The organism is Shinella lacus, from assembly GCF_010994755.1.
In the GTDB taxonomy this organism is placed as follows: Bacteria; Pseudomonadota; Alphaproteobacteria; order Rhizobiales; family Rhizobiaceae; genus Shinella; species Shinella lacus.
The window spans coordinates 572,837-597,486 of sequence record NZ_WHSB02000002.1; the positions used below are offsets into that span (position 1 = coordinate 572,837).

Consider the following 24,650-nt stretch of genomic DNA (forward strand, 5'->3'; position numbering starts at 1 on the left):
CCTCATTTCTTTTCCATGACACATTGCAGGGGATGCTGGTGCTGGCGGGAGAAATCCATCACCTGTGTCACTTTGGTTTCGGCAACCTCGTAGGTGAACACGCCACACTCGCCTACGCCATGATTGTGCACATGCAGCATGATCCGCGTGGCCGCTTCGCGGTCCTTCTGGAAGAAACGTTCCAGAATGTGAATCACAAACTCCATGGGCGTATAATCATCGTTGAGAAGCAGGACGCGATAAAGGCTCGGCTTCTTCGTTTTAGGCTTCGTGCGGGTAATGACGGAGGTGCTGCGACCGGGAGTGTCGCCGCCGCCTTCCCCATCCTGCATTCGAACCCGTCTCACATCCATTCGTGTTCATTCCCTTGATTTCGGTCGCTTCCTTTGGGCGAACCGTTCAGCCGAGGCTGCCTTCTGGACCTGTTATCTAATGTCTCGTCACACGATTGTAAGAGCCTCGCTTCGCACTGCAATCATAATCGCCGGTCATCCGAAGGAAATAGCGAAATTTGCGCCCGCTCCATCAGCCTCGCGCAATCCCCGCAACGCGCAAAGGCCGGCTGCGGTTGCCCGCAGCCGGCCTCTAAACGCTATACGCGTACGCAGTACTGAAAAAATCAGGCGGCGACAGCAGCCTTGGCAGCAGCCGTGGTCTTGGCGACCGGCGCTTCGTAGGACTTGTAGGCGCCCTTGGCGAGGTCGGCGTACATTTCGGTGAGCTTCGTGGCTTCGGCGACGAAACCTTCATAGGCGGACTTCACGAAGGCGGTCTGCAGTTCGAGAGCGGCTTCGACGCTCTTGACGCCCGAGAGCTTTTCGAAATGGGCGACGTTGCTTTCGAAGGACTTCTTCGAGTAGTCGGCCGTTTCGGTGGCAATCGCCTGGAAACCCTGCGCAACGGTCGTGTAGCTCTTTACGAAAGTGTCCACGGCTTCCTTGCTCTTCTTGTTTGCGTCGTCGAGATTGAACATCGAAGTCTCCTTTGGATCCCGGTTTAGGCCCGAAATCTATATGCGCCGCACAAAAAAGTCAATAATCATGCTGCAATGCAATATTCCACAAACAAAGCAAGACCTTGCGCAATAGGTATGATCATTGGGACAGAAAAAGACGAATTTGTCGCAAAACAATAATAAAAAAGCCCGGCGCAGAGGCAGCCGGGCTTTTTTCTGGAAATAATACCGACGATCAGAGATCGATGTCGAGGATCGCCATGGAGAAGTTGTAGGAGAGTTCCCCATCTTCGTCATCGCGGAAGATGACGCCCAGGAATTCGTCCGCGAGATAGACTTCCGCCGATTCATCCTTGCGCGGACGGGCCTTCACCACAATCTCCTTGTTGATATTGCGCTTGAAGTAGGCCTCGAGCTTCCTGATTTCTTCCGGCTTCACGATATGTCTCCGTCGTCGATTGATTTGCCGCGCTTCTCGCACCTGCTCCGGGGCGTGTAAACCCTCGATTTCCACGAGAAAGCGACTTTCCCCGCGTTGGAGTCTTTCCCGCAACGCCGCATGCAAACCGCCTCGCGCTTTTGCCGGCGTCGCTTACAGGTCGTAGTCGAAGGCCGCGAGAAGCTGGTCCATGGCGCGCGAGGGCTCGTTGCAACCGGCTTCGCCGATGACCTTGGCCGGCACGCCGGCGACCGTCGATTTCGGCGGCACGGGCTTCAGCACGACCGAGCCGGCGGCGATGCGCGAGCAATGGCCGATATGGATGTTGCCGAGGATTTTTGCGCCGGCGCCGATCATCACGCCGTCGCCGATCTTCGGATGACGGTCGCCGCCTTCCTTGCCGGTGCCGCCGAGCGTGACGTTGTGGAGGATCGAGACATTGTCGCCGATCGTCGCCGTCTCGCCGACGACGAAGCCGGTGGCGTGATCGAGGAAGATGCCCTTGCCGATGCGCGCGGCCGGGTTGATGTCCGTCTGGAAGACGCTGGAGGAGCGGCTTTGCAGATAGAGCGCGAGGTCGCGCCGGCCCTTGTTATAGAGCCAGTGGGCGACGCGATGGGTCTGGATGGCGTGGAAGCCCTTGAAATAGAGCACGGCATCCAGGAACCGCAGGCATGCGGGGTCGCGGTCGTAGACGGCCTGGATATCGACGCGCAGAATACCGCCCCATTCCGGCCAGTCTTCGAGCATCTCGTCAAAAATCTGGTGCAGCAGGTTCGCCTGCAGGTCCGGATGGTCGAGGCGCTCGCAGACGCGATGGATCACGCTTTCTTCCAGCGAGCGGTGGTTCAACACCGTCGAATAGAGGAAGGCCGCCAGCAGCGGCTCGGCCTGGGCGGCAACGCGCGCTTCCTCGCGCAGGCTGTCCCAGATTGGATCCATGGCCTTGAGATTCTCGCCGGCCCGCAGTTCGTTCGTCGCGACCATCGCCGCACTCCTTATGGTCATTCCCGTCCATATATAAAGCAAAGGGCGCCGGAGCGAAATGGCCCGGCGGCCGTTGTCGTAAACGCCGCGTCAGCGGCCGTCGATCTTCGCATAGAAATCCAGAACGGCGCGTTTGAAAACCTTGTCGCCGACGGCGAGCATGTGATCTCGGCCGGGGATGTCGAGCGCGCGGGCGTTCTGCATCAGATCGGCGAGCGGCTGCGGCGCACCCGCAATGTCGTCCTTCGTGCCGACGCCGATCAGCGCGGGCACATCGATGCGGCCCATGTCCTGCGGCGTCAAAAGGTCACGCGAGGTCATGATACAGGCGGCGAGCGCCTGGCGGTCGGATTTCGTCTGGTCGGCGAAGGCGCGGAACATGCGGCCGCGCTCGTGGGTCACCACGTCGAGCGAAGGGGCGAGCAGGGCGTCGGCGATCGGGTCCCAGTCGCCGACCCCCGTCACCATGCCGATGCCGAGCCCGCCGAAGACCACGGAGCGCACGCGATGCGGATGCGCCAGCGCCATGAAGGCGGTGATGCGGGCGCCCATGGAATAACCGAAGACATGCGCCTCGGGGATCGCCAGGTGATCGAGCAGGGCTGCCGCATCGCCTGCCATCAGCGGCGGCGTATAGACCGCGGGATCGTGCGGCTTGCTGCTCGCACCATGGCCGCGGTTGTCGAGCGCGATGACGCGGTAGCCGGCGTCCCCCAGCGTCTTCAGCCAGCCGGGAAACACCCAGTTGACGTTGGCGCTGGAGGCAAAGCCGTGGATCAGCAGCACCGGATCGCCCGACGGGTCGCCCTCGTCGAAGAAGGCAAGTTCGAGGCCGTCATGCGCGAAACTGGAAAAGGACGGAGCATCGAGGTTCATCGCGGGCCTTCTTTCGTTTTCATGCCCTGCTCTTAATGCCGTTTGATCGTCGAGAAAACGGTGGCCACGCGGATTTCTCACCGGCCGCGACGGTTTTGCATCTACACATTCGCCCGGAAGGCGATTATGGTCCGGCGCAGAAAACAGGCATTCCCACGGAGCATGACATGGCTGGACACGGCATTCCTCATTTCCAGAACGACGGCGGCCATCGCACGATCGAGATCGGCGTGAAGGAATTCATGTGCGTCGGCGCCTCCGTGCCCTACGACCATCCGCACGTCTTCCTCGACATGGGCGACGACAACGAGAAGGTTTGCCCGTACTGCTCAACGCTCTACCGCTACAACCCGACCTTCAAGGCCACGCAGACCGACCCGGTCGGCTGCACCTTCACCAACCAGGTCGCGGCGTAACGGCCGAAAGGCCGGCACCAGCATGTCCCCTCCAAAATTCGCAACCATCGTCGGTGCCGGCATTGCCGGCCTGACGGCGGCCCTGGCGCTCGCCCAGAAGGGCATCGTCTCGCATATCCTGGAGCAGGCTCCCGCGCTCGAAGAGGTCGGCGCCGGCCTGCAAATCTCGCCGAACGCCTCCCGCATCCTTTCGGATCTCGGCCTGCTGGACGCGCTCAGCGCCCGCTGGAGCGAGCCGGGCCATATACTGCTGTCGTCCGGAAGCTCGCTTTCCCCCCTCGCCTCGATTCCCGCCGGCAAGGCGGCGCGCACCCGCTGGTGTGCGCCCTACGGCGTGCTGCACCGCGCCGCGCTGCACGCCGTGCTGCTGGAGGCCGTGCGCCGCGAGCCGCTGTGCACGCTGACGACGGACCAGCGGATAGAGACCGCGCAGGATGCTCTTTCCATCGCGCCCGCGGACGTGCTGATCGGCGCGGACGGCGTCTGGTCGCGCCTGCGGCAGGCGGTGCCCGGCGCCCTGCCCGCACACTATTCCGGCAATGTCGCCTGGCGCTTCCTCCTGCCCTACGCCGCCGCGCCGCCCTTCCTCAACCCGCGCACCGTGACTGCCTTCCTCGGCCCGCAGGCGCACCTCGTCGCCTATCCGCTCGCGCAAACCCAGACATTCAACATCGTCGCCATTCATCAATCGGCAGAAGCGCCGCCGGAAGGCTGGTCGCGGACCGGCGATGCCGCCGCGCGAGCGCGCCTGCTCGGCGCCTTTTCCGGCTGGCACAGTGATATAAGACGACTGCTGGACGACGCACGCGAGCCGCTGATGTGGCCGCTCTTCGAATGCCCGGACGGCGCCTGGACGGATGGCAGCAACACCGTGCTGATCGGCGACGCCGCGCACGCCATGACGCCCTTCGCGGCCCAGGGCGCCGCAATGGCCATCGAGGACGCTGCGCTGCTGGCAAACCGGCTCGCCGGCGCAACCGACGTCGGACAAGTGCTGCGGCGATTCGAGACGACCCGCCGCGACCGCGTCGCCCGCGTGCGCAGCCGCGGCGCCTTCAACCGCTTTGCCTACCATGCGCGCGGGCCGATCGCCCTCGCCCGCAATCTGGTGCTTTCGCTACGCCGGCCCGAAAGCCTCGCCGCGGATCTCGACTGGCTCTACGGCTACCGAACGCCGGATTGAGCTGTTAAACCGCCCGCGCCGCGGCAAGCCCGCGCTCGATATCGGCCCTGATGTCCTTGACGTCCTCAAGACCGATCTGAAGGCGCAGCACCGGGCCTTCCTCCGGGGCCTTGGCGACGCGGCGGTCGTTGAGATTGACGTGCACCGCGAGGCATTCAAAACCGCCCCAGGAATAGCCGAGGCCGAAGATTCCCAGTGCATCGAGGAAAGCGTGCGCCTTGGCCTTGTAACGGTCCCGCGAACCGCCGTTCAGGACGATCGAGAAGATGCCGCTGGATCCCTTGAAGTCCCGCTTCCAGAGGTCGTGGCCGGGGAAACTCGGCAGCGCGGGATGCAGCACGCGCGACACGTCGTCGACGCCTTCCAGCCAGCCCGCCAGTTCCAAGGCGCTTTCCTGGTGGCGCTCCAGCCGCACGCCCATGGTGCGCAGGCCGCGCAGCACCTGGTAGGCGTCATCCGGCGAGGCACAGGTACCGAGCGCGATCTGCGTGTCGTGCAGTTGTTCCCAATGGGCGGCATTGGCCGAGACGGTGCCGAACAGCACGTCCGAATGGCCGGCCGGATATTTCGTCGCCGCATGGATGGAGACGTCGACACCGAAATCCAGCGGGCGGAAATAGAGCGGCGTCGCCCAGGTATTGTCCATGGTCACGACCGCGCCGTGCTTGTGGGCGACGGCGGCAATAGCCGGGATATCCTGCATTTCGAATGTATTGGAGCCCGGCGCCTCGGTATGCACCAGCCTGGTGTTCGGCCTGATCAGCGTCTCGATGCCGGCGCCGATCATCGGATCGTAATATTCGACGGTGACGCCGAGGCGCTTCAGCATCGTGTCACAGAAATGGCGGGTCGGGTGATAGACCGAATCGACGATCAGCGCGTGATCGCCGGACGACAGATAGGCCAGGAACGGCACAGTGACGGCGGCAAGGCCCGAGGGCAAGAGGATCGTGCCGGCCGAGCCTTCCAGCTCGTCGATGGCGGCACAGAGCGCATCCGTCGTCGGCGTGCCGCGCGTGCCATAGGTGTATTTCTGCGCGCGGCTTTCCATCGTCGCGGCATCGGGGAAGAGCACGGTGGAGGCATGCACGACGGGCGGATTGACGAAACCATAGTAGTCGGCCGGGTCGTTTCCGGCATGGGCAAGGCGGGTGTTCACGCCGGCGCCAGCGAAGATTTCGTCTCTGTTTTTCATGGATCTGTCCGAAGCAATGCGAGGGGTTTTGTGGGGCCGACTTTTCGCCAGCGGGACCGGCAGGTCAACCCCCATACGAAAGGATGAGCAAGCGTCCAAAGCGCTTCAAGTCCTCATTGCGCGGAAATTTTGTGCGATTTACTGCACAAGTCCACGGTTTTTTGCCCAAAAACCCATCAACTGCCGACAAATTTAGGTTACCGAACGGAAAATGGTTCGGATCACTTGACCCTGCGAAATTTTGAGCATGAGATAAGCAACCTCGCGCCGGGAGGGTGGCGAGTTTTCGTGGGCGCGCCCGTCAGGGGTGCGGGGCCTGCGGACAAAACAAAGACAACAGAAAAAGGTTGTAAAAAAATGGCAAAAAAAATCATGGCTGCGCTCGTCGGCGCTGCCGTACTGGGGCTTGGCGCAAATGCAGCACAGGCGGACACGCTGACTGACGTGAAGGCAAAGGGCTTCGTGCAGTGCGGCGTGAACGGCTCGAACCTCGCCGGTTTCGGCGCACAGGATTCGGCCGGCAACTGGTCCGGTCTCGACATCGACCTGTGCAAGGCCGTGGCCGCTGCCGTCTTTGGCGACGCCACCAAGGTGAAATACACGCCGCTCTCGGCCAAGGACCGCTTCCCGGCCCTGCAGTCCGGCGAAATCGACATTCTCGCCCGCAACACCACCTGGAGCATCAGCCGCGATTCGCAGCTCGGCTTCGATTTCCGCGCCGTGAACTATTATGACGGCCAGGGCTTCATGGTGAAGAAGGAGCTCGGCGTGAAGTCGGCGCTCGAACTGTCCGGCGCCTCCGTCTGCGTGCAGTCCGGCACGACGACCGAACTCAACCTCGCCGACTTCTTCCGCTCGAACAACATGGACTTCAAGCCGGTCGTCTTCGAAGCGCAGGATGAAGCCGACGCCGCCTACAATGCCGGCCGTTGCGACGTCTACACGACGGACGCCTCGGGCCTCTACTCGATCCGCCTGAAGATGGCCAACCCCGACGACCACATGGTTCTGCCGGAAATCATCTCCAAGGAGCCGCTCGGCCCGGCCGTTCGCCAGAACGACTCCAAGTGGTTCGACATCGTGACATGGTCGCACTACGCGATGGTTGCCGCCGAAGAATTCGGCATCACCCAGGCGAATGTCGAAGAGATGAAGAAGTCGGCCAACCCGGACATCAAACGCTTCCTCGGCGAAGAAGCTGACAGCACCATCGGCGCCGACCTCGGCGTGCCGAAGGACTGGGCCGTGCAGATCATCAAGGCGGTCGGCAACTACGGCGAATCCTTCGAGCGCAATGTCGGCGAAGGTTCCCCGCTCAAGATCGCCCGCGGCCTGAACGGCCTGTGGACGAAGGGCGGCCTGCAGTACGCACCGCCGGTTCGCTAAGCGATCATCCGCACCACTCCGGGAGGGCAAGCGATTGCCCTCCCTTTCAAACAAAACGCCCGGAAAACAGGGCGACAACAATGTCAGGGGAAATGCATGGCTCTTGCGGATGCCCGAACAGGGTCCGGCGAACCGCCGAAGGTATCTCTTCTCTACAATCCGGCGCTGAGAAGCACTGTCTACCAGGTCGTGACGATCATCGTTATCGTCTCCGCCGTATGGTATGCGTGGAACAACGTCGTCCAGAACCTTGCCCGCGCCAACATGTCGGCGGGCTTCGGCTTTCTGAACAGCCGCGCCGGCTTCGACGTCGCGCAGTCGTTGATCGCCTATAGCAGCGACTCGACCTATTTCCGCGCCCTTCAGGTCGGCCTTATCAACACGCTCGTCGTCGCCGCCGCCGGCATCGTCACCGCGACGATCGTCGGCCTGCTCGTCGGCATCGGGCGCCTGTCGCACAATTGGCTGATCGCGCGGCTGTGCACGATCTATGTGGAGATCTTCCGCAACATTCCGCCGTTGCTCGTCATCTTCTTCTGGTATCTCGGCGTTCTCGCCCTGCTGCCGTCGATCCGCACTATCTTCCAGCATGTGAAGGACAATCCGGACGCGATCTTCTTCATCTCGAACCGCGGCATCTACATGCCGGCGCCGGTCTTCGGCGAGGGTTTTGGGGTGGTGCTGGCCGCCTTCCTGATCGGCGTCGTCGCGGCGATCGCCTTCACGGTCTGGGCCAATGCCCGCCAGCGCGCCACGGGCATCCGCCCGCCGGTGCTCTGGATCAATCTCGGCCTGATCGTGCTGTTCCCGCTCCTCGTCTTCGTCGTGATGGGCAGCCCGCTTTCGCTCGACTATGCGGTGCCGGGCTCGTTCAACATGAACGGCGGCATGGTGATCGGACCGGAATTCCTGGCGCTCTACCTCGCGCTGTCCCTCTACACGGCCTCGTTCATCGCCGAGATCGTGCGCGCCGGCATCCGCGGCGTCTCGAAGGGCCAGTCGGAAGCCTCCTATGCGCTGGGGCTGCGCCCCGGCCAGGCGACGCGCCTCGTCGTGCTGCCGCAGGCGCTGCGCATCATCATTCCGCCGCTCACCTCGCAATATCTCAACCTCATCAAGAACTCCTCCCTCGCGGTGGCCGTCGGTTATGCCGATCTCGTCGCGGTCGGCGGCACCATCCTCAACCAGTCGGGCAAGTCGATCGAGATCATCTCGATCTGGATGCTGATCTACGTCTCGATCAGCCTCATCACCTCGCTGTTCATGAACTGGTTCAACGCCAAAATGGCATTGGTGGAGCGCTGATATGGCTGAAAGCATTACCTACGTCCGCAGCCAGTTCCTTGAGCCGGAGAAGGCCCCGATGTCGGATTCCTCCGCCATCGGCTGGGTCCGCAAGAACCTCTTCGCCTCGTGGAAGGACAGCATCCTGTCCCTCGTCGCGCTGGCGGCGATCCTCTACTTCATACCGGGCCTCCTCAACTGGCTGTTCGTATCGGCCGTCTGGACCGGCGCAGACCGCACGGCCTGCCTGACCGTCGATCAGGGCGGCCAGCTTCCGGCCGGCTGGAACGGCGCCTGCTGGGCCTATGTCGGCGACCGCTTCGTCCAGTTCATGTTCGGCTCCTATCCGCGCGACGAACTCTGGCGGCCGCTCTTGGTCGTCGTCATGTTCGTTGGCCTGCTCATCCCCTTCCTGATCCCGAAGGTGCCGCGCAAGGGCCTGAACGCGCTCCTGCTCCTGATCGTGCTGCCGGTCGTCGCCTTCTTCCTGCTGCTTGGCGGCGTGTTCGGCCTGCGGCATGTCGAGACCTCGCTCTGGGGCGGGCTGATGGTGACGCTCATCATCTCCTTCGTCGGCATCGTCGTCTCGCTGCCGGCCGGCATCCTGCTGGCGCTCGGCCGCCGTTCGACCATGCCGGTGCTGAAGACGGCCTGCGTCGTCTTCATCGAGCTGATCCGCGGCGTGCCGCTGATCACCGTCCTTTTCATGGCGAGCGTGCTGCTGCCGCTGTTCCTGGAACCCGGCAACAATATCGACAAGTTCCTGCGCGCGCTGATCGGCGTTTCGATCTTCGCGTCCGCCTATATGGCGGAGGTTATTCGCGGCGGTCTCCAAGCCATTCCAAAAGGGCAATATGAAGCGGCCGACGCTCTTGGTCTAAACTACTTCCACAAAATGACCTTCGTCGTGCTTCCGCAGGCCATCAAGCTCGTGATCCCCGGCATCGTGAACACCTTCATCGGCATGTTCAAGGATACCTCACTCGTCACGATCATTTCGATGTACGATCTGCTCGGCATCGTGAAGGCAAGTTTTGGGGACTCGGCCTGGATCACGCCGGTCACGCCCCTGACGGGCCTGATCTTCGCCGGTTTCGTGTTCTGGATTTTCTGCTTCGGCATGTCGCGCTATTCGGCCTTCGTGGAACGCCGGCTCGACAAGGGCCACAAACGATAAAAGAGAGGAAACACAATGGCCAACCAAGCCCAGGCGCAAAAGCTGGCGGTCTCCACAACGGATGTCGCCGTCGAGATCACCAACATGAACAAGTGGTACGGCGATTTCCACGTGCTGCGCGACGTCAACCTCAAGGTCATGAAGGGCGAGCGCATCGTCATCGCCGGCCCGTCGGGCTCCGGCAAGTCGACGATGATCCGCTGCATCAATCGCCTTGAAGAGCACCAGAAGGGCCAGATCGTCGTCGATGGCATCGAGCTGACCAACGACCTCAAGAAGATCGACGAAGTGCGCCGCGAAGTCGGCATGGTGTTCCAGCACTTCAACCTCTTCCCGCACCTGACGATCCTGGAAAACTGCACGCTGGCGCCGATCTGGGTGCGCAAGATGCCGAAGAAGGACGCCGAGGAAGTGGCGATGCACTACCTCAAGCGCGTCAAGATCCCCGAACAGGCCCACAAATATCCGGGCCAGCTCTCGGGCGGCCAGCAGCAGCGCGTGGCGATCGCCCGCTCGCTCTGCATGAAGCCGAAGATCATGCTGTTCGACGAGCCGACCTCGGCGCTCGACCCGGAAATGGTCAAAGAAGTGCTCGACACCATGGTGTCGCTCGCCGAAGAAGGCATGACCATGCTGTGCGTGACGCACGAAATGGGCTTTGCCCGCCAGGTCGCCAACCGCGTCATCTTCATGGACCAGGGCCAGATCGTCGAGCAGAACTCGCCGGCCGAGTTCTTCGACAATCCGCAGCACGAGCGCACCAAACTCTTCCTCAGCCAGATCCTGCATTAGGCGGATCCGGGCGGCACAGCGAAAAGGCGGGCCAAAAGCCCGCCTTTTTCATTTGACGCGCAGTTCCGCCCTGAGCTTCAGCGGGCTTGCGCCAAAGTGGTTGCGGAAGGCGCGCGAGAAGGCGGAGAGACTGTCGAAGCCGCTGCGCAGCGCCACATCCTGAATCGACAGCGGCGTATCGCGCACCATCCGCTGCGCCGCCGTCAGGCGCAGCCGCAGGTAATATTTGCCCGGCCCGATGCCGAGCCCGGTCGCAAACAGCGTCTCCAGCTTGCGCGTCGAAAATCCGAGTCGCCGGGCAAGTGCGGCGATCGTCAGCGGCCGGTCGATCGTGCGCTCCATAAGGCGGATGGCGGCGGCCAATTCCGGCTGGTGTTCCCCGAGCCGACCGAGCGAGACGAGCGGCTGCGCATCCGTCGCCGCATGGGTTTCGTCATAGACGAAGACGCTCGCCACATCGAGCGCCACCGCCGAGCCGAAACGCTCTCGCACCAGATGCAGCATCATGTCGAAGGTCGGCGAGGCACCGCCGGACGTCCAGAGCGGCCCGTCGGTGACAAAGCGGTCGGCGCGCACATTGAGCGCCGGAAAGGCCGCCGCGAAATCCTCCAGTTCCTCCCAATGCGCCGTCGCATCGCGCCCGTCGAGCAGGCCTGAACGCGCCAGCAGCCAGCAGCCCGATTCGATGCCCGCGACCACCCCGAAGCGGCGCGCCACTTTCTTTAGCCGAGCAACGAAATTACGGTCAGCATGGCGATCCTGATTGAAGCCGGCAATCAGCAGCAGTGCATCGCCGCTGGTGACATCGGCAAAATCCCCATCCACCCGGATCTCCACGCCGCAAGTCAACAGGACCGGCCTGCCCTGCGGCGACAGGATCGTCCAGCGGAACACCGGCTCCGGCACAACGCGGTTTGCCGCGCGCATCGGGTCGAGCACCGAGGCGAGCGACATGATCGACGACTCGGGCAGAAGGACGATCGTCACCTCGAGCGGCCCCTGCCGCAGCTCTTTTTTACGCATGTGGAAATTGTCAAAAAAGATGCGGGTTATGTCAATCGAGAAAAGCGCATTCGGGCATGATCCGCTTTACAGGAGATCTGGAGATGCAGCCGGATTGTGGTGAGAGCCCCTGTAACCCCGAACACCCTGATCCGCATTTTACCGGAACGGGTTGGCGAGCCGAACAGGCGGACCAACCCGTTTTTTTTGCCTCTGAGACACGCCCTTTCGAGATCGCGGGGAACAACCACGGCAGTGCCACGTTCTTCTGCCGATCAAGCACGAAAGGTTTTATCATGTTGAAGCTCAAGACCGGTTTTGCCGCGGGCGCATTGTCCATCGCCATTGCGCTGACCTCCATCGTCCCGGCCCAGGCCGTGACATTCGCGAGGGTTCCGGTTCCGGAAGCCTCGAATATCGAACAGGTTCAGTATCGCTATGAGCGCCGCCGCGACCGCTATGAACGCCGTGCGGAACGCCGCTGGCACGGCCACCGCGGCTATCGTGACCGCCGCGCAGGCTATCGCCGCCATTCTGACGGCTGGTGGTATCCGTTGGCAGCGTTCGGGGCGGGTGCCATCATCGGCGGCGCGATTTCCAACCAGCCGCAGGCCGGCAGCGGATCGCACACAAGCTGGTGCGCCAACCGCTACCGCTCTTACCGGTCGTACGACAACACATTCCAGCCCTACGGCGGCCCTCGCCAGCAGTGCGTTTCGCCCTATTCGTAATAGGTTGTTGTTCCCAAACAAAAGGGCAGCTCTCGAGCTGCCCTTTTTCATGTGAAAAGGCTTGGCGACCCCTGCAGGGCTCGAACCTGCGACATTCTGCTTAGAAGGCAGATGCTCTATCCAGCTGAGCTAAGGGGCCGGGACTGGTGGCGCCAGTAGAACCTCAGTGGGTCCAGGGCTGCATGCGGTTGAAGCGGAAGTTATCCGGATAGGCGACGCGCTTGCGGGTCGCTTCCTTCGGCTCGATCACGCGATATTCAATGCCGTTGCGGTCTGCGTAAGCAATCGCGTCTTCGCTCGTCTCGAAGGTGAGCTTGACCTGCTGGTACATGTCGCCCGAGCTCGTATAGCCCATGATCGGGTCGATCGTCCGCGGCTTTTCCGCATCAAATTCCAAAACCCAGAGATGGGTCTTGGCCTTGCCGGATTGCATGGCGGTCTTGGCAGGACGATAGATCTTCGCGGTCATCGAAGCGGCTCCAGAATTCTCGCAGACAAGCACACCGTTCCGTCGGCGCGCGTTCGAGCATGCATAACCCAGATTCCGTAAAGGGGGAATGACCGGTCGCGCATTTGCCATAGAAACGCCCGCCGATGGTCGGAGTGGAGAGATTCGAACTCCCGACCCTCTGGTCCCAAACCAGATGCGCTACCAGACTGCGCTACACTCCGTCCGTCCCGGCGAAGGGGGAGATACACGCATTCGCCGGCTGCCGCAACAGCTAATAGGCGCTTTCGGGCGCTTGTCGCGAGAAATGCGGGGACGGTCTATTGCGCCTTGCGCTGGGATTCCAGGAGTTCGTTCTGAACGCGGTTGCCGGCGCGGATGCCGAGGCGTTTGACGGTGCCGCCGTTGAGTTCCAGCACGTAGTCGATCGGTCCCTGCGAATCGATGATCGCTTCGGAGAGCGGCTCGGCATTTTCCTTGATGGCGCGCACCTTGCCGTCCTTGGCGATGAACAGCATGTCGAGCGGCAGGTAGGTGTTCTTCATCCACATGAAGACCTGCCGCGTTTCGCCAAAGGCGAAGAGCATGCCGTGGTCCTCGGCCATTTCGCGGCGGTTCATCAGGCCCTGCTCGCGCTGGCGCGGCGTCACGGCGAGTTCGACCGTGAAGACATGGCTCTTGCCATCCTTGGTCACGATCGTCAGCGGCTGCTTGTCAAAGGTTTCCGCGGCATGGGCAGAGAGCGAGAAACAGAAAAAAAGCGCCATGACGGCGCTCGCCAGGCGCGCGAAGCCGAACGTCCGCGCGAGACACCCCATCAGTGCGCCCTGTTGCCGGGAACCGGCATGTCCGGGTGGATTTCCGCGGCCATCAGGCCCTTTTCGCCATCGCCGAAGCGCACGAGCACGACCTGGCCCGGGCGAAGCTCGGTGAGGCCGAAGCGACGCAGCGTCTCCATATGGATGAAGATATCCTCGGTGCCTTCGCCGCGCGTCAGGAAGCCAAAACCCTTGGTGCGGTTGAACCACTTGACCAGCACGCGCTCCAGCCCGCTCGACGGCGTGACCTGAACGTGAGTCTTCACCGGCGGCATCTGCGAGGGATGCACGGCCGTCGACTGGTCCATGGAAAGAATGCGGAAAGCCTGGTAGCCGCGGTCGCGCTTCTGGATCAGCGCGACGACGCGCGTTCCTTCCAGAACCGTCTGGTAGCCATCGCGCCGGAGGCAGGTGACGTGCAGCAGGACATCCTGCATGCCGTTGTCCGGCACGATGAAGCCGAAGCCCTTGGCGACGTCGAACCATTTGATGATGCCGGTGATCTCGATCAGATCGACGGCGTCATTGCTCTGGTCATCACGGGTCGTGATTTCCTTTGAAGACACCCTGTCCACCATGACCTGCCAGCCCCTCGTTTACGCGTCACATGAGTTTACGGTTAACTGATTCTTGATAACCAGAATAACATTGTCCCGATGCGAATGCGCAAGCCCCTTTGAAAGTTTTGCCGGCCCTATTGGTAGGCTGCAAGGCTTGCCTGAGGCTGACAAAACCCTACTCTTTCGGACGACCCCACATTCAGAGGATTTTCCAATGCGTTATCTCCACACGATGGTCCGCGTCAAAGACGTCGACCAGTCCCTCAACTTCTACTCGACGCTGTTCGGCCTCAAGGAAGTGCGCCGCTATGAGAACGAAAAGGGCCGCTTCACGCTGATCTTCCTGGCGGCCTCCGAGGATGTCGACGCCGCGCGCGAAAATGCGGCGCCGTGCCTGGAGCTCACCTACAACTGGGACACCGAGGACTATGCCGGCGGGCGCAATTTCGGCCACCTCGCCTATGAGGTCGACGATATCTATGCGCTCTGCCAGAAGCTGATGGACAACGGCATCACCATCAACCGTCCGCCGCGCGACGGCCACATGGCCTTCGTACGCTCGCCGGACGGCATTTCCATCGAGATCCTGCAGAAGGGCGAAAACCTGGCGCCCGCCGAGCCTTGGGCGTCGATGGGCAATACCCGCGTCTGGTAAGTTCGGACCCGGCAAGTCCTGCGGGACGCAAGCTCCGGGCAAAGCTTGCGTCCTATAGCTTTGTCACAAGACCATCGTTTCGCCGTATTTGGCCGGGATTTCTTGCCTTCCGGTCGATCGCCAGCGAGAGGGGCGCCTTGGCCGATTCCGGCCGGTTTGCTTCCCGTATTGCGTTATCGGCTCCACACGCTTCGGCCTTTACACTTTTGGCCGAAACGGTAACATCGCGGCAACCGCAGCCTGGCCCTTCGGCTTTTCTCGCTTGCGGTTGCGACTGTTTGAAGAAATGGCCCGATCGGCGGCAAGACCGAGGGCGCGAACGTCGAAAGCGGGGGAAAGCCTTTGCAGGACATGCAGGGAAAGTGGCCAGGCCTGAAGGCGCTGCGGTATGGATTGCTGCTGGCCGTGTCGGTCGCCACGCTCTCGGGCTGCGTTTCCGCAGTCTCCACCGATATGCGCGCGGAAAACAAGGCCGTGCAGGAAAATGAAGAAACGGTCGCCGAGGGCAGCACCGACGACACCACCACGCCGGTGGTGACGGCCGATGCCGCTCAAGGCACGGCGAAGGATCCATCAATAACGGCCGATGCCGGAGCGACGGCGGGTGGGCAGGTCGCCGGCGAAGAGGCCGGGCGCGACATGGCGGGCCTCGTCATGCAGCAGACCACGCTGAATGCCGGCCAGTCGAGCATCTATGCGAATGGCGGCCAGACCAGCACCGCCTATGCGACGCAGACGTCGGGCACGAATGCCTCCGTCAAGAGCCTCTATGCCGGTTCCGGCGAGGCGCAGGGCACGGACCAGTCCGGCCGGTTGCCCGTCGAGGACATGCCGCACGTCGAATCGACCGGGCAGCAGCCGCTCGAAACGCTCGGTGACGAACAGGCCGAAGTGGTGCTGCCGGAGAACGTGCCGATCCCGAAGACCGCGCGCACGGCGCTCGTCGCGGAGGCAGCGACCGGCAATGCCGCCGATCTTGCGCTTACGACACCCGCGGAAGACAGCGTGACGCTGCCGGAAACGACGGCTCAGGCCGGTCTTGCCGAGACGCAGACGAAGAAGGACCAGCCGCGCAAGACGGTGACGCTCGCCTCGCTTTTCGCCAGCAAGCGCGAAGCGAAAGACCAGTTCGACGGCGATCGTTTTGCCGAGCAGCCGCGCCGCGTCCTCAACCGCGAGAGCGCAAATGCGACGCGCAAGGCGTCGCTCGGCACGCTTCCCGGCGTTTCGACCGCCAATGCGCTGTTTTCGACCGATCATTCGGAATCCGAAGAGGTCGAGGACGACGCGCCGCAGTTCAAGGAAGTGGCTTCGCTTGCCGGCCTTGCGCGGCTCGCGCCGAATGGGCTGTGGCTGCAGACCGAAAAGGTGAAGACCGGCTGTTTCAAGCCGGAATTGCTGCAGGTGCTGAAGACGATCGAGACGCATTATGACAAGCCGATCATCGTCACCTCGGGCCTGCGCGACCTGAAACGCAACCGCGCAAAACAATCGCTGCATACGCGTTGCGAGGCCGCCGATATCCAGATCGCGGGCGTCACCAAATGGGAGCTTGCGGAATATCTGCGCAGCATGCCCGGCCGCGGCGGCGTGGGCACCTATTGCCACACCGAATCCGTGCATATCGACGTCGGCCCGGAACGCGACTGGAACTGGCGCTGCCGCCGGCGCAAATAGGCTTTCGGCCTAAGCGTCTGTAATTGGTGCGCTTTCGCGCATCCGAAGCCGCCCTCCCGGCGGCTTTTCATTTTTTTGTCACAACGGCTTTTTCCCGCTTGCGGAAGCCAAAGCGCCCTTCTATAAGACGCCCACCGCACGCGCCCTTCGTCTATCGGTTAGGACGTCAGATTTTCATTCTGAAAAGAGGGGTTCGACTCCCCTAGGGCGTGCCACTTCCCCCACATCACGCATTAATGACCGCCCGAAGCTTTTCGTGCTCGCCTTGGCGTGGAACGACACATGTTAAGGATCGTTTAGGATTTACGGCTGCGATCTTACGCGGTCGGGAGAGAGGCCCCGTCGAGTATGGCCCAGCGCTCCGGGGTCTCGATCCGCTCAGTCGCACCGCTCGTCCGGCCCAGCATGCCGGACGAGCGGCTGCGTGTTGCCGACAACGGCAACGGAGCTGAGCCAACGGGCACCGCCGGGAGGGTCAACGGCGGCAACCTCAGGACCTTCAGCAAGGATTATATGGGAAGGCTCCCGCGAAATTGCCAGTCGTCAATTCGACGACGGCGCCCTACCCCGTGGGTTCCGGTTTCCACCGATGAAAAAGTTGCGATTTTCGCGATTTTCCGTCTTGCGCATCCGGCCGGTCCTGATTAGAAGACGCCCACCGCACGCGCCCTTCGTCTATCGGTTAGGACGTCAGATTTTCATTCTGAAAAGAGGGGTTCGACTCCCCTAGGGCGTGCCACTTCCCCTCCCCGAATACAGTCTCGGCCTCTCCGGACCGGCTCATCAATCGAGCGGGAAAAAAGAGAAAAATCCTGCCTTTAGGGCTTGCGCAAATCGGCAGGCCCGACTAGAAGACGCCCACCGCACGCGCCCTTCGTCTATCGGTTAGGACGTCAGATTTTCATTCTGAAAAGAGGGGTTCGACTCCCCTAGGGCGTGCCACCTCCCCCGTCGATTTCTCCACAAAATACGTCCGTCAGAACGCCTTTGCCGCGTCCAGCACGCGGAACTGCATGCGCCGGCTGCCCTGCCAGCTATCGGCCGAAAGCGTGCCGGCGAGATGCACCGCCTGGCCGCGCTCCTTCATCAGGAACATGCCGAGATCGGCTTCCGCCGCGCGAAACGCCATGGCGTCGATGCGCCCGCCATCGGGACCTTCAAGGGCGATGCGCAGGTGGTTGACGCCGACGGGGCGCACATCGCGGACACGATGCGCCGGCAGCGCGAAGATCGGCTGCGGATGGCCGGAGCCGTAGGGGCCGGCCTGTTCGAGCTGGTCGGCGAGCGCCAGGGTGGCGCCGCTGGCGCTCATCGCGCCGTCGATCTTCAGCGCCTCGGCCGCGACCAGGTCGCGCACGGTGCGCTCGGCGCGTTCCTGGAAGAAGGTGCGCAGGCGGCCGAGATTGGCCCGCTCCACTGTCAGGCCGGCCGCCATGGCGTGGCCGCCGCCCTTGACCAGGATGCCCTCGTCCACTGCGGCGCGCACCATGCGTCCGAGATCGAAGCCGCTGATCGAGCGGCCGGAGCCGGTGCCCTTACCGGAAGGATCGAAGGCGATGGCGAAGGCGGGGCGGCGGAAGCGGTCCTTCAGCCGCGAGGCAAGCAGGCCGACGACGCCCGGATGCCAGCCCTCGCGGGCCGTCAGGATCACCGAGGCGCTTTCGCCGGTGCCGTACTCCGCCTGCGCCTCGGCTTCCGCCTCGGCGAGCATGGCAGCCTCCATGGCCTGGCGCTCGCGGTTCAGCTCGTCGAGCTGCTTGGCGATGCGCTCGGCCTCGCCCGGCTCATCGATGGTCAGCAGGCGGCTGCCGAGCGCGGCATCGCCGATGCGCCCGCCGGCATTGATGCGCGGGCCGACGAGGAAGCCGAGATGGTAGGGCGTCACCGGCCCGCCGATGCCCGCCTGCTTCAGGAGCGCCGTCAGGCCGGCATTGCCGAGATGGCGCGCGGCGACGAGCCCCTTCACCACATAGGCGCGGTTGAGCCCCTTCAGCGGAACGACGTCGCAGACCGTGGAGAGCGCCACGAGATCGAGCATGGAGAGGAGATCGAAGCCGGCGGCACGCGTATCGCCCCGCGCGCGCAAAACGCGCTGCAAGGCCACCAGCACGAGGAAGACGACGCCGGCGGCGGACAGGTGCCCCTGCCCCGACAGATCGTCTTCGCGGTTGGGATTGACCAGGGCATGGGCCGGCGGCAGATCCTCGCCGACCTGATGGTGGTCGATCACCACGACATCGATGCCGCGATCGCGCGCGACCGCCAGCGATTCGTGGCTGGTCGAGCCGCAATCGACGGTGACGATCAGCTGCGCGCCGCGCTCGATGAGCTGGGCGATGGCGTTCGGATTCGGGCCGTAGCCCTCGAAAATGCGGTCGGGAATATAGATTTCCGCCTGCACGCCGAAATGCACGAGGAAACGGTAGAGCAGTGCCGAGGAGGACGCGCCGTCGACGTCGTAATCGCCGAAGATCGCCACGCGCTCGCCGCGCTCCACGGCGCGCGCCAGCCGCTCCGTCGCCGCCTCGCAGTCCATCAGGCTGTGGGGTTCGGGCATCAGGCGGCGCAGCGTCGGGTCTAGGAATTCGAGCGCGGTCTCGAAGGGCACGCCGCGGCCGGCCAGCACGCGCGAGATCAGGTCCGGCAGGCCATGCGTCTGGCTCATCGCCAGCGCGCGGTTTTCCCCCGCCTGGTCGAGCCGCGCCACCCAGCGCTGGCCCGTCGCCGAGCGCTCGACGCCGAGAAAGGCGCGGCTGACGGGATCTGCGTTTTCCAGCATGCTAATGGCCGCTCCCGTCTCTCCAGACTGCTCAAAATCCCCAAACCTCTCTTTCGTCATGCTCGGGCTTGACCCGAGCATCCACAAACCGTTGAGAAGAATGGATCCTCGGCTCAAGGCCGAGGATGACGGCAGTGGGTGAGGCAAGTTTTGTCAGCAACCTGATACCACGCCGCGCCGGAGAAGCGAAAATCAGGCCGTCTTCGGCCGCTCGATGCGGATGACCTGCGGTTCGCCGACGAGATAGCCCTCGCCCTTGATGGAGGCGACCGCCTTGCGGACCGAATCTTCCATCGTCGCATGGGTGACGAGGATGATGGTCTTGGGATCGGTCGATTCGGTCGTGGACTGCGCGCGCTGGACGATCGATTCGAGCGAGATGCCGTTTGCCGCCATGTGCTTGGCGATGCTGGCGAAAACGCCGGTCCGGTCTTCCACCGAGAGGCGGATGAAGTAGCCGCCGTGGTGCTTGCGGATCTGCGCGCGCTTGTAAGGCGCAAGGGACGCGGCCGGGCGGCCGAGCGCCGGCACGGTCTGCGCGCCGGGGCGGCTTTTCGCGATGTCGGCAATGTCGCCGAGCACGGCGGATGCCGTGGCGTTGCCGCCCGCGCCGGGGCCGACCATCAACAGCTCGCCGAGAATGTCCGATTCGATCGCCACGGCGTTCGTCACGCCATCGACCTGCGCGATGACCGAATCAAGCGGCACCATGGTCGGGTGCACGCGCTGTTCGACACCGGTATCGGTCTTCTGGGCCACGCCGAGCAGCTTGATGCGGTAGCCGAGGTCGGCGGCGGCGCGGATGTCGTCGATCGAGATGTTGGTGATGCCTTCGAGATAGATGTCGTCGGCCGAGATCTTCGTGCCGAAGGCGAGCGTCGTCAGGATCGACAGCTTGTGCGCCGTGTCGTTCCCCTCGATGTCGAAGGCAGGATCCGCTTCCGCATAACCCAGGCGCTGGGCTTCCTTCAGGCAGGCCTCGAAGGACAGGCCTTCCTTCTCCATCTTGGTGAGGATGTAGTTGCAGGTGCCGTTCATGATGCCGTAGACGCGGGAAATCGTGTTGCCGGTCAAGGACTCACGCAACGCCTTGATGACCGGGATGCCGCCGGCGACAGCCGCCTCGTAATTGAGGATGCAGCCGTTTTTCTCGGCGATGCCGGCAAGCTCGACGCCGTGCGCGGCAAGCAGCGCCTTGTTGGCCGTCACCACATGCACGCCACGCGACAGCGCCGCCTTGACTGCTGAATAGGCCGGATCGCCCGCCCCGCCCATCAGCTCGACGAAAACGTCGATCTTCGCTTCGCGGGCGAGCGCGACGGAATCGTCGAACCATTCGATGGCGGAAAGATCGACGCCGCGATCGCGGCCCTTGGTGCGCGCGGTGACGGCGATAATCTCGATCGGCCGGCCGCACGTCGTCGTGAGCATGTCCCTGCGTTCGACGAGAATCTTCGCGAGCGAAGCACCAACGGTGCCCAAGCCCGCAATGCCGATCTTCAGGGCATCAGCCATGGTCATGTCCTAACGTTTTGGAAAAAGCCCTCCGCCTGGCGCGGAGGGCGGATGGTGTCAGCGATGGGCGTTCAGCGAGATGACGTTGTGCATCGTCTCGTCGGCCGTGGAGAGGAACTTCTTGATGTTGCGCGCCGCCTGGCGGATGCGGTGCTCGTTCTCGACCAGCGCGAGGCGGACGTAATCGTCGCCCATCTCGCCGAAGCCGATGCCCGGGGCAACCGCGACGTCGGCCTTCTCGACGAGAAGCTTGGAGAATTCCAGCGAGCCGAGATGGCGGAACTTTTCCGGGATCTTGGCCCAGGCGAACATGGTGGCCGCCGGCGGCGGAACCTCGAAGCCGGCCTTGCCGAAGGTGTCGACCATCACGTCGCGGCGGCGCTTGTAGATGCTGCGCACTTCCGCAATGTCCGCACCGTCGCCGTTTAGCGCGTGCGTCGCCGCCACCTGGATCGGCGTGAAGGCGCCGTAGTCCAGGTAGGACTTTACGCGGGTGAGTGCTGCGATCAGGCGTTCGTTGCCGACGGCAAAGCCCATGCGCCAGCCGGGCATGGAGAAGGTCTTCGACATCGAAGTGAACTCGACGGTGATGTCGATGGCGCCCGGAACTTCCAGCACGGACGGCGGCGGCGCGTCGTCGAAGTAGATTTCCGAATAGGCAAGGTCGGACAGCACGATGATGTCATGCTTCTTCGCGAACGCGATGACGTCCTTGTAGAAATCGAGTGTCGCGACATGCGCCGTCGGGTTGGACGGATAGTTGATGATCAGCGCGAGCGGCTTCGGGATCGAGTGGCGCACGGCGCGTTCGAGCGGCGGGAAGAAGCTCTCGTCCGGCTCGACCGACATGGAGCGGATCACGCCGCCGGCCATGAGGAAGCCGAAGGCATGGATCGGATAGGTCGGGTTCGGGCAGAGGATGACATCGCCCGGCGCGGTGATCGCCTGCGCCATGTTGGCGAAGCCTTCCTTCGAGCCGAGCGTCGCGACGACCTGCGTCTCCGGGTTCAGCTTCACGCCGAAGCGGCGGGCGTAATAAGCGGCCTGGGCGCGGCGCAGGCCGGGAATGCCCTTGGACGAGGAATAACGATGGGTGCGCGGGTCTTGGACGACTTCGCAGAGCTTGTCGACGATCGCCTTGGGGGTCGGCAGATCGGGATTGCCCATGCCAAGGTCGATGATATCGGCGCCACCCGCTCGCGCGCTTGCTTTCAAACGGTTGACCTGTTCGAAAACATACGGCGGCAGACGCCGGACCTTGTGAAACTCTTCCATCTTTTACCCCGTTGAGCGCGGAGCCCCTCCGGCGGCTCTGCCGGAAGACGCAAAACTCCACGCGAATCAAGTGACCGGATAAGGGCGAAAGCGCTCAAAATGAAGGCGCTTCGCCTGCGCCGGCGGTCCAGGGGACCGCCCATCGCTTTGCTGCCAAACGGCAAGAAAGGCAAGTGCTAATTCGTGCCCTGGATCTCAGAAAGTGTCGCCGCGCCGTGTCCGTCGCGCAGAGCCTGCAATTCGGCGAGCTGACGACGGTATTCCGCCTCCGAAATCACCCCGGAACTGCGGCGGCGCGACAGCGACGACAGGCGTGCGCTGTAGCTTGCGGCTTCCTCGTCGCTCATCTGCTTCGTTTCAGCGCTGACGATCGCGGTGATGTCCGGATAGACATCGGCGCGGTTGGCGCCGCTGTTGACCGTCGAGGGCGTCTCGCTGGAAGCGCAGGAGGCAAGGACGACCGGCATGGCGGCCATGAGAAAGGCGGCGCTCAAGCGCCTGAATTCGAACGCCATGTGGCAGTATGCTCCTGTCGAAACGACCGGTTCCGTATCTTTCCGTGAAAGGCTGTCAGGCCCTTGTAATCTGTTTCGCAGAGAATGTAAAAATACAAAAGTAACAATAAAATCGGGAGGGAACGATGGCCGAGGACAGCAAAGCGAACGACCGCGATGCAGCCGGAAACAAGCCCGGTTTCCAGCCCTTCGACCCCGCCGCGATCGAACCCTATGTCGTGAAGGACCCTGAAGCGCTGACGGTCAACCTGGCCCGCACCGTCGAGCAGCTCGGCAAGGCGGCGTCGGCCTGGCTGGCGCCCCGCGAAAGCGGCGAGAAGGTCGATACCGTCTCCGAGCCGATGGTCGACATGGTGAAAACCCTCTCCAAAGTCTCGGAATACTGGCTGACGGACCCGCGCCGCACGCTGGAAGCGCAGACCATGCTGCTCGGCAGCTATTTCAACATCTGGTCGCGCACGCTGAGCCGTCTTTCCGGCGAAGAGCCCGACGCCACGCCCGATCCGCACAGCAAGGACAAGCGCTTCAGCGACGAGGACTGGGTGAAGAACCCCTTCTTCGACTTCCTGCGACAGGCCTATTTCGTGACCTCCGACTGGGCGGAAAAGCTGGTGGCGGATGCGGAAGGCCTCGACGAGCACACGCGCCACAAGGCGGGCTTCTATGTGAAGCAGATCGCCAGCGCGATCTCGCCCAGCAACTTCGTCACCACCAATCCGCAGCTCTATCGCGAGACGGTCGCATCGAACGGCGCGAACCTCGTGCGCGGCATGAAGATGCTGGCGGAGGACATCGCCGCCGGCCGGGGCGACCTGAAGCTGCGCCAGACCGACACGAGCAAGTTCGCGATCGGCGAGAACATGGCGCTGACGCCCGGCAAGGTTCTCGCGCAGAGCGATGTCTGCCAGGTCATCCAGTACGACGCGACGACGGAGACGGTGCTGAAGCGCCCGCTCCTCATCTGCCCACCGTGGATCAACAAGTTCTACATCCTCGATCTCAACCCGGCGAAATCCTTCATCAAATGGGCCGTCGACCAGGGCCATACGGTCTTCGTCATCTCCTGGGTGAACCCGGACGAGCGCCACGCCGCCAAGGACTGGGAGGCCTATGCGCGCGAGGGCATCGGCTTCGCGCTCGACACGATCAAGCAGGCGACCGGCGAGGAAGAGGTCAACGCCATCGGCTATTGCGTCGGCGGCACGCTGCTGGCAGCGACGCTGGCGCTGCATGGGCAGGAGGGCGACAAGCGCATCCGCACGGCGACGCTCTTCACCACGCAGGTCGATTTCACCCATGCCGGCGACCTCAAGGTCTTTGCCGACGAGGAGCAGATCGACCTCATGGAGCGCGGCATGAAGGCGACCGGCTATCTCGACGGCTCAAAGATGGCGACCGCCTTCAACATGCTGCGCGCCTCCGAGCTGATCTGGCCCTATTTCGTCAACAACTACCTGAAGGGCCAGGACCCCATGCCCTTCGACCTCCTGTACTGGAATTCAGATTCCACGCGAATGCCCGCCGCCAACCACTCGTTTTATCTCAGGAATTGCTATCTTAACAACACCCTCACCAAGGGCAAGATGGTGCTTGCGGGCAAAACGCTTTCGCTGAAGGACGTGAAAATCCCGATCTACAATCTCGCGACCAAGGAGGACCATATAGCGCCAGCGAAATCGGTCTTCGTCGGCAGCCAGTTCTTCGGCGGCAAGGTCACATACGTCATGGCGGGCTCCGGCCACATTGCCGGCGTCGTCAATCCGCCGGACAAGATGAAGTACCAGTTCTGGACCGGCGGCCCGGTGAAAGGTGCCTTCGAGGAATGGGTCGAGAAGGCAAACGAGACGGCCGGGTCCTGGTGGCCGCACTGGCACGCCTGGATCAAGGCCGAGGACGACCGCATGGTGCCGGCCCGCAAGACCGGCGGCGCGATGAATTCCATCGAGGAAGCCCCCGGCTCCTATGTGCGCGTGCGTGCCTGACGC

General features: G+C 63.0%; 24 protein-coding genes and 5 tRNA genes. 13 read left to right on the forward strand and 16 right to left on the reverse strand.

Going from position 1 to position 24,650, the window contains the following annotated elements; genetic code table 11:
• Positions 1-2 precede the first annotated feature (2 nt).
• From clpS to GB927_RS07270, 5 genes are all read right to left on the reverse strand, one after another.
• On the reverse strand, positions 3-353 hold the full coding sequence (gene clpS / locus GB927_RS07250) for an ATP-dependent Clp protease adapter ClpS (protein ID WP_037408383.1): 351 nt from the start codon (positions 351-353) through the stop codon (positions 3-5).
• A 266-nt stretch (positions 354-619) separates the two neighbouring features.
• On the reverse strand, positions 620-973 hold the full coding sequence (locus tag GB927_RS07255) for a phasin family protein (RefSeq protein ID WP_256116001.1): 354 nt from the start codon (positions 971-973) through the stop codon (positions 620-622).
• Positions 974-1,190: 217 nt separating this feature from the next.
• Complete coding sequence (locus tag GB927_RS07260) at positions 1,191-1,394, reverse strand: DUF3126 family protein (protein ID WP_134649125.1); 204 nt, start codon at positions 1,392-1,394, stop codon at positions 1,191-1,193.
• Positions 1,395-1,547: 153 nt separating this feature from the next.
• On the reverse strand, positions 1,548-2,381 hold the full coding sequence (cysE, locus tag GB927_RS07265; protein WP_256116003.1) for a serine O-acetyltransferase EpsC: 834 nt from the start codon (positions 2,379-2,381) through the stop codon (positions 1,548-1,550).
• A 90-nt stretch (positions 2,382-2,471) separates the two neighbouring features.
• Complete coding sequence (locus GB927_RS07270; protein WP_256116004.1) at positions 2,472-3,257, reverse strand: alpha/beta fold hydrolase; 786 nt, start codon at positions 3,255-3,257, stop codon at positions 2,472-2,474.
• Between the two features lie 167 nt (positions 3,258-3,424).
• Between GB927_RS07270 and GB927_RS07275 the strand changes: the two genes are divergently transcribed.
• Together GB927_RS07275 and GB927_RS07280 are read left to right on the forward strand one after the other, a co-directional pair.
• Positions 3,425-3,673, forward strand: a complete 249-nt coding sequence (locus GB927_RS07275) for a zinc-finger domain-containing protein (RefSeq protein WP_256116005.1) — start codon at positions 3,425-3,427, stop codon at positions 3,671-3,673.
• A 22-nt stretch (positions 3,674-3,695) separates the two neighbouring features.
• Entirely contained in the window at positions 3,696-4,856 is a 1,161-nt protein-coding gene (locus tag GB927_RS07280) for an FAD-dependent monooxygenase (protein ID WP_256116006.1), read from the forward strand.
• Between the two features lie 4 nt (positions 4,857-4,860).
• On the opposite strand, the gene GB927_RS07285 is transcribed toward GB927_RS07280, so the two are convergent.
• Positions 4,861-6,051, reverse strand: a complete 1,191-nt coding sequence (locus GB927_RS07285) for a cystathionine beta-lyase (RefSeq protein WP_256116007.1) — start codon at positions 6,049-6,051, stop codon at positions 4,861-4,863.
• 357 nt (positions 6,052-6,408) lie between these two features.
• On the opposite strand from GB927_RS07285, the gene GB927_RS07290 reads away from it, so the two are divergent.
• The 4 genes from GB927_RS07290 (at position 6,409) to GB927_RS07305 (ending at position 10,690) form a co-directional block, all read left to right on the forward strand.
• A complete protein-coding gene (locus GB927_RS07290; protein ID WP_256116009.1) occupies positions 6,409-7,437 on the forward strand; it encodes an amino acid ABC transporter substrate-binding protein in 1,029 nt (342 codons plus the stop codon).
• A 96-nt stretch (positions 7,438-7,533) separates the two neighbouring features.
• Positions 7,534-8,742, forward strand: a complete 1,209-nt coding sequence (locus GB927_RS07295) for an amino acid ABC transporter permease (RefSeq protein WP_256116010.1) — start codon at positions 7,534-7,536, stop codon at positions 8,740-8,742.
• A gap of 1 nt (position 8,743) precedes the next feature.
• Positions 8,744-9,898, forward strand: a complete 1,155-nt coding sequence (locus GB927_RS07300; RefSeq protein ID WP_256116011.1) for an amino acid ABC transporter permease — start codon at positions 8,744-8,746, stop codon at positions 9,896-9,898.
• 15 nt (positions 9,899-9,913) lie between these two features.
• A complete protein-coding gene (locus GB927_RS07305; protein ID WP_256116012.1) occupies positions 9,914-10,690 on the forward strand; it encodes an amino acid ABC transporter ATP-binding protein in 777 nt (258 codons plus the stop codon).
• A 48-nt stretch (positions 10,691-10,738) separates the two neighbouring features.
• On the opposite strand, the gene GB927_RS07310 is transcribed toward GB927_RS07305, so the two are convergent.
• Complete coding sequence (locus tag GB927_RS07310; RefSeq protein WP_256116014.1) at positions 10,739-11,713, reverse strand: GlxA family transcriptional regulator; 975 nt, start codon at positions 11,711-11,713, stop codon at positions 10,739-10,741.
• Between the two features lie 275 nt (positions 11,714-11,988).
• On the opposite strand from GB927_RS07310, the gene GB927_RS07315 reads away from it, so the two are divergent.
• The gene (locus GB927_RS07315) at positions 11,989-12,423 is read left to right on the forward strand and encodes a BA14K family protein (RefSeq protein WP_256116191.1); all 435 of its coding nucleotides are present in this window, start codon (positions 11,989-11,991) and stop codon (positions 12,421-12,423) included.
• A gap of 62 nt (positions 12,424-12,485) precedes the next feature.
• Here GB927_RS07315 and GB927_RS07320 read toward each other — a convergent pair.
• From GB927_RS07320 to GB927_RS07340, 5 genes are all read right to left on the reverse strand, one after another.
• Positions 12,486-12,562: transfer RNA gene (locus GB927_RS07320), tRNA-Arg, on the reverse strand.
• 24 nt (positions 12,563-12,586) lie between these two features.
• Positions 12,587-12,892: an ETC complex I subunit gene (locus GB927_RS07325; protein ID WP_256116015.1), complete on the reverse strand. Its 306-nt coding sequence runs from the start codon at positions 12,890-12,892 to the stop codon at positions 12,587-12,589.
• Between the two features lie 126 nt (positions 12,893-13,018).
• A tRNA-Pro gene (locus GB927_RS07330) sits at positions 13,019-13,095 on the reverse strand.
• A 96-nt stretch (positions 13,096-13,191) separates the two neighbouring features.
• A complete protein-coding gene (locus GB927_RS07335) occupies positions 13,192-13,638 on the reverse strand; it encodes a DUF192 domain-containing protein (protein ID WP_256116016.1) in 447 nt (148 codons plus the stop codon).
• A gap of 50 nt (positions 13,639-13,688) precedes the next feature.
• Positions 13,689-14,267, reverse strand: coding sequence for a cold-shock protein (locus GB927_RS07340; RefSeq protein WP_256116017.1), 579 nt, complete (start codon positions 14,265-14,267; stop codon positions 13,689-13,691).
• 196 nt (positions 14,268-14,463) lie between these two features.
• Between GB927_RS07340 and gloA the strand changes: the two genes are divergently transcribed.
• The 5 genes from gloA (at position 14,464) to GB927_RS07365 (ending at position 17,523) form a co-directional block, all read left to right on the forward strand.
• Positions 14,464-14,904, forward strand: coding sequence for a lactoylglutathione lyase (gene gloA / locus GB927_RS07345; RefSeq protein ID WP_256116018.1), 441 nt, complete (start codon positions 14,464-14,466; stop codon positions 14,902-14,904).
• 351 nt (positions 14,905-15,255) lie between these two features.
• Positions 15,256-16,581 (forward strand): YcbK family protein, encoded by a 1,326-nt coding sequence (locus GB927_RS07350; protein WP_256116192.1) that lies wholly within the window; start codon positions 15,256-15,258, stop codon positions 16,579-16,581.
• Positions 16,582-16,721: 140 nt separating this feature from the next.
• Positions 16,722-16,796: transfer RNA gene (locus GB927_RS07355), tRNA-Glu, on the forward strand.
• Between the two features lie 449 nt (positions 16,797-17,245).
• Positions 17,246-17,320 (forward strand) — tRNA-Glu (locus GB927_RS07360).
• Positions 17,321-17,448: 128 nt separating this feature from the next.
• Positions 17,449-17,523, forward strand: a tRNA-Glu gene (locus tag GB927_RS07365).
• A gap of 34 nt (positions 17,524-17,557) precedes the next feature.
• Here GB927_RS07365 and recJ read toward each other — a convergent pair.
• The 4 genes from recJ to GB927_RS07385 all read right to left on the reverse strand — a co-directional run bounded on the left by recJ (position 17,558) and on the right by GB927_RS07385 (position 22,665).
• A complete protein-coding gene (gene recJ, locus GB927_RS07370; protein WP_256116019.1) occupies positions 17,558-19,360 on the reverse strand; it encodes a single-stranded-DNA-specific exonuclease RecJ in 1,803 nt (600 codons plus the stop codon).
• A gap of 192 nt (positions 19,361-19,552) precedes the next feature.
• Positions 19,553-20,875, reverse strand: a complete 1,323-nt coding sequence (locus tag GB927_RS07375) for a homoserine dehydrogenase (RefSeq protein ID WP_256116020.1) — start codon at positions 20,873-20,875, stop codon at positions 19,553-19,555.
• A gap of 57 nt (positions 20,876-20,932) precedes the next feature.
• Positions 20,933-22,150 (reverse strand): LL-diaminopimelate aminotransferase, encoded by a 1,218-nt coding sequence (locus GB927_RS07380; RefSeq protein WP_256116021.1) that lies wholly within the window; start codon positions 22,148-22,150, stop codon positions 20,933-20,935.
• A gap of 176 nt (positions 22,151-22,326) precedes the next feature.
• Entirely contained in the window at positions 22,327-22,665 is a 339-nt protein-coding gene (locus GB927_RS07385; RefSeq protein WP_256116022.1) for an SHOCT domain-containing protein, read from the reverse strand.
• 125 nt (positions 22,666-22,790) lie between these two features.
• Here GB927_RS07385 and GB927_RS07390 point away from each other — a divergent pair, with 125 nt between their 5' ends.
• The gene (locus GB927_RS07390; RefSeq protein WP_256116023.1) at positions 22,791-24,647 is read left to right on the forward strand and encodes a PHA/PHB synthase family protein; all 1,857 of its coding nucleotides are present in this window, start codon (positions 22,791-22,793) and stop codon (positions 24,645-24,647) included.
• Positions 24,648-24,650 lie beyond the last annotated feature (3 nt).

Excerpts from the sequence above, each read along its gene's own strand:
- GB927_RS07275 (WP_256116005.1), top strand. The coding sequence starts at position 3,425 with ATGGCTGGACACGGCATTCCTCATTTCCAGAACGACGGCGGCCATCGC.
- cysE (WP_256116003.1), bottom strand. The coding sequence starts at position 2,381 with ATGGTCGCGACGAACGAACTGCGGGCCGGCGAGAATCTCAAGGCCATG.
- GB927_RS07385 (WP_256116022.1), bottom strand. The coding sequence starts at position 22,665 with ATGGCGTTCGAATTCAGGCGCTTGAGCGCCGCCTTTCTCATGGCCGCC.
- GB927_RS07350 (WP_256116192.1), top strand. The coding sequence starts at position 15,256 with ATGCAGGGAAAGTGGCCAGGCCTGAAGGCGCTGCGGTATGGATTGCTG.
- gloA (WP_256116018.1), top strand. The coding sequence starts at position 14,464 with ATGCGTTATCTCCACACGATGGTCCGCGTCAAAGACGTCGACCAGTCC.
- GB927_RS07295 (WP_256116010.1), top strand. The coding sequence starts at position 7,534 with ATGGCTCTTGCGGATGCCCGAACAGGGTCCGGCGAACCGCCGAAGGTA.
- GB927_RS07315 (WP_256116191.1), top strand. The coding sequence starts at position 11,989 with ATGTTGAAGCTCAAGACCGGTTTTGCCGCGGGCGCATTGTCCATCGCC.
- recJ (WP_256116019.1), bottom strand. The coding sequence starts at position 19,360 with ATGCTGGAAAACGCAGATCCCGTCAGCCGCGCCTTTCTCGGCGTCGAG.
- GB927_RS07290 (WP_256116009.1), top strand. The coding sequence starts at position 6,409 with ATGGCAAAAAAAATCATGGCTGCGCTCGTCGGCGCTGCCGTACTGGGG.
- GB927_RS07325 (WP_256116015.1), bottom strand. The coding sequence starts at position 12,892 with ATGACCGCGAAGATCTATCGTCCTGCCAAGACCGCCATGCAATCCGGC.
- GB927_RS07335 (WP_256116016.1), bottom strand. The coding sequence starts at position 13,638 with ATGGCGCTTTTTTTCTGTTTCTCGCTCTCTGCCCATGCCGCGGAAACC.
- GB927_RS07280 (WP_256116006.1), top strand. The coding sequence starts at position 3,696 with ATGTCCCCTCCAAAATTCGCAACCATCGTCGGTGCCGGCATTGCCGGC.
- GB927_RS07380 (WP_256116021.1), bottom strand. The coding sequence starts at position 22,150 with ATGGAAGAGTTTCACAAGGTCCGGCGTCTGCCGCCGTATGTTTTCGAA.
- GB927_RS07310 (WP_256116014.1), bottom strand. The coding sequence starts at position 11,713 with ATGCGTAAAAAAGAGCTGCGGCAGGGGCCGCTCGAGGTGACGATCGTC.
- GB927_RS07340 (WP_256116017.1), bottom strand. The coding sequence starts at position 14,267 with ATGGTGGACAGGGTGTCTTCAAAGGAAATCACGACCCGTGATGACCAG.
- GB927_RS07255 (WP_256116001.1), bottom strand. The coding sequence starts at position 973 with ATGTTCAATCTCGACGACGCAAACAAGAAGAGCAAGGAAGCCGTGGAC.
- clpS (WP_037408383.1), bottom strand. The coding sequence starts at position 353 with ATGGATGTGAGACGGGTTCGAATGCAGGATGGGGAAGGCGGCGGCGAC.
- GB927_RS07270 (WP_256116004.1), bottom strand. The coding sequence starts at position 3,257 with ATGAACCTCGATGCTCCGTCCTTTTCCAGTTTCGCGCATGACGGCCTC.
- GB927_RS07390 (WP_256116023.1), top strand. The coding sequence starts at position 22,791 with ATGGCCGAGGACAGCAAAGCGAACGACCGCGATGCAGCCGGAAACAAG.
- GB927_RS07375 (WP_256116020.1), bottom strand. The coding sequence starts at position 20,875 with ATGGCTGATGCCCTGAAGATCGGCATTGCGGGCTTGGGCACCGTTGGT.
- GB927_RS07305 (WP_256116012.1), top strand. The coding sequence starts at position 9,914 with ATGGCCAACCAAGCCCAGGCGCAAAAGCTGGCGGTCTCCACAACGGAT.
- GB927_RS07285 (WP_256116007.1), bottom strand. The coding sequence starts at position 6,051 with ATGAAAAACAGAGACGAAATCTTCGCTGGCGCCGGCGTGAACACCCGC.
- GB927_RS07300 (WP_256116011.1), top strand. The coding sequence starts at position 8,744 with ATGGCTGAAAGCATTACCTACGTCCGCAGCCAGTTCCTTGAGCCGGAG.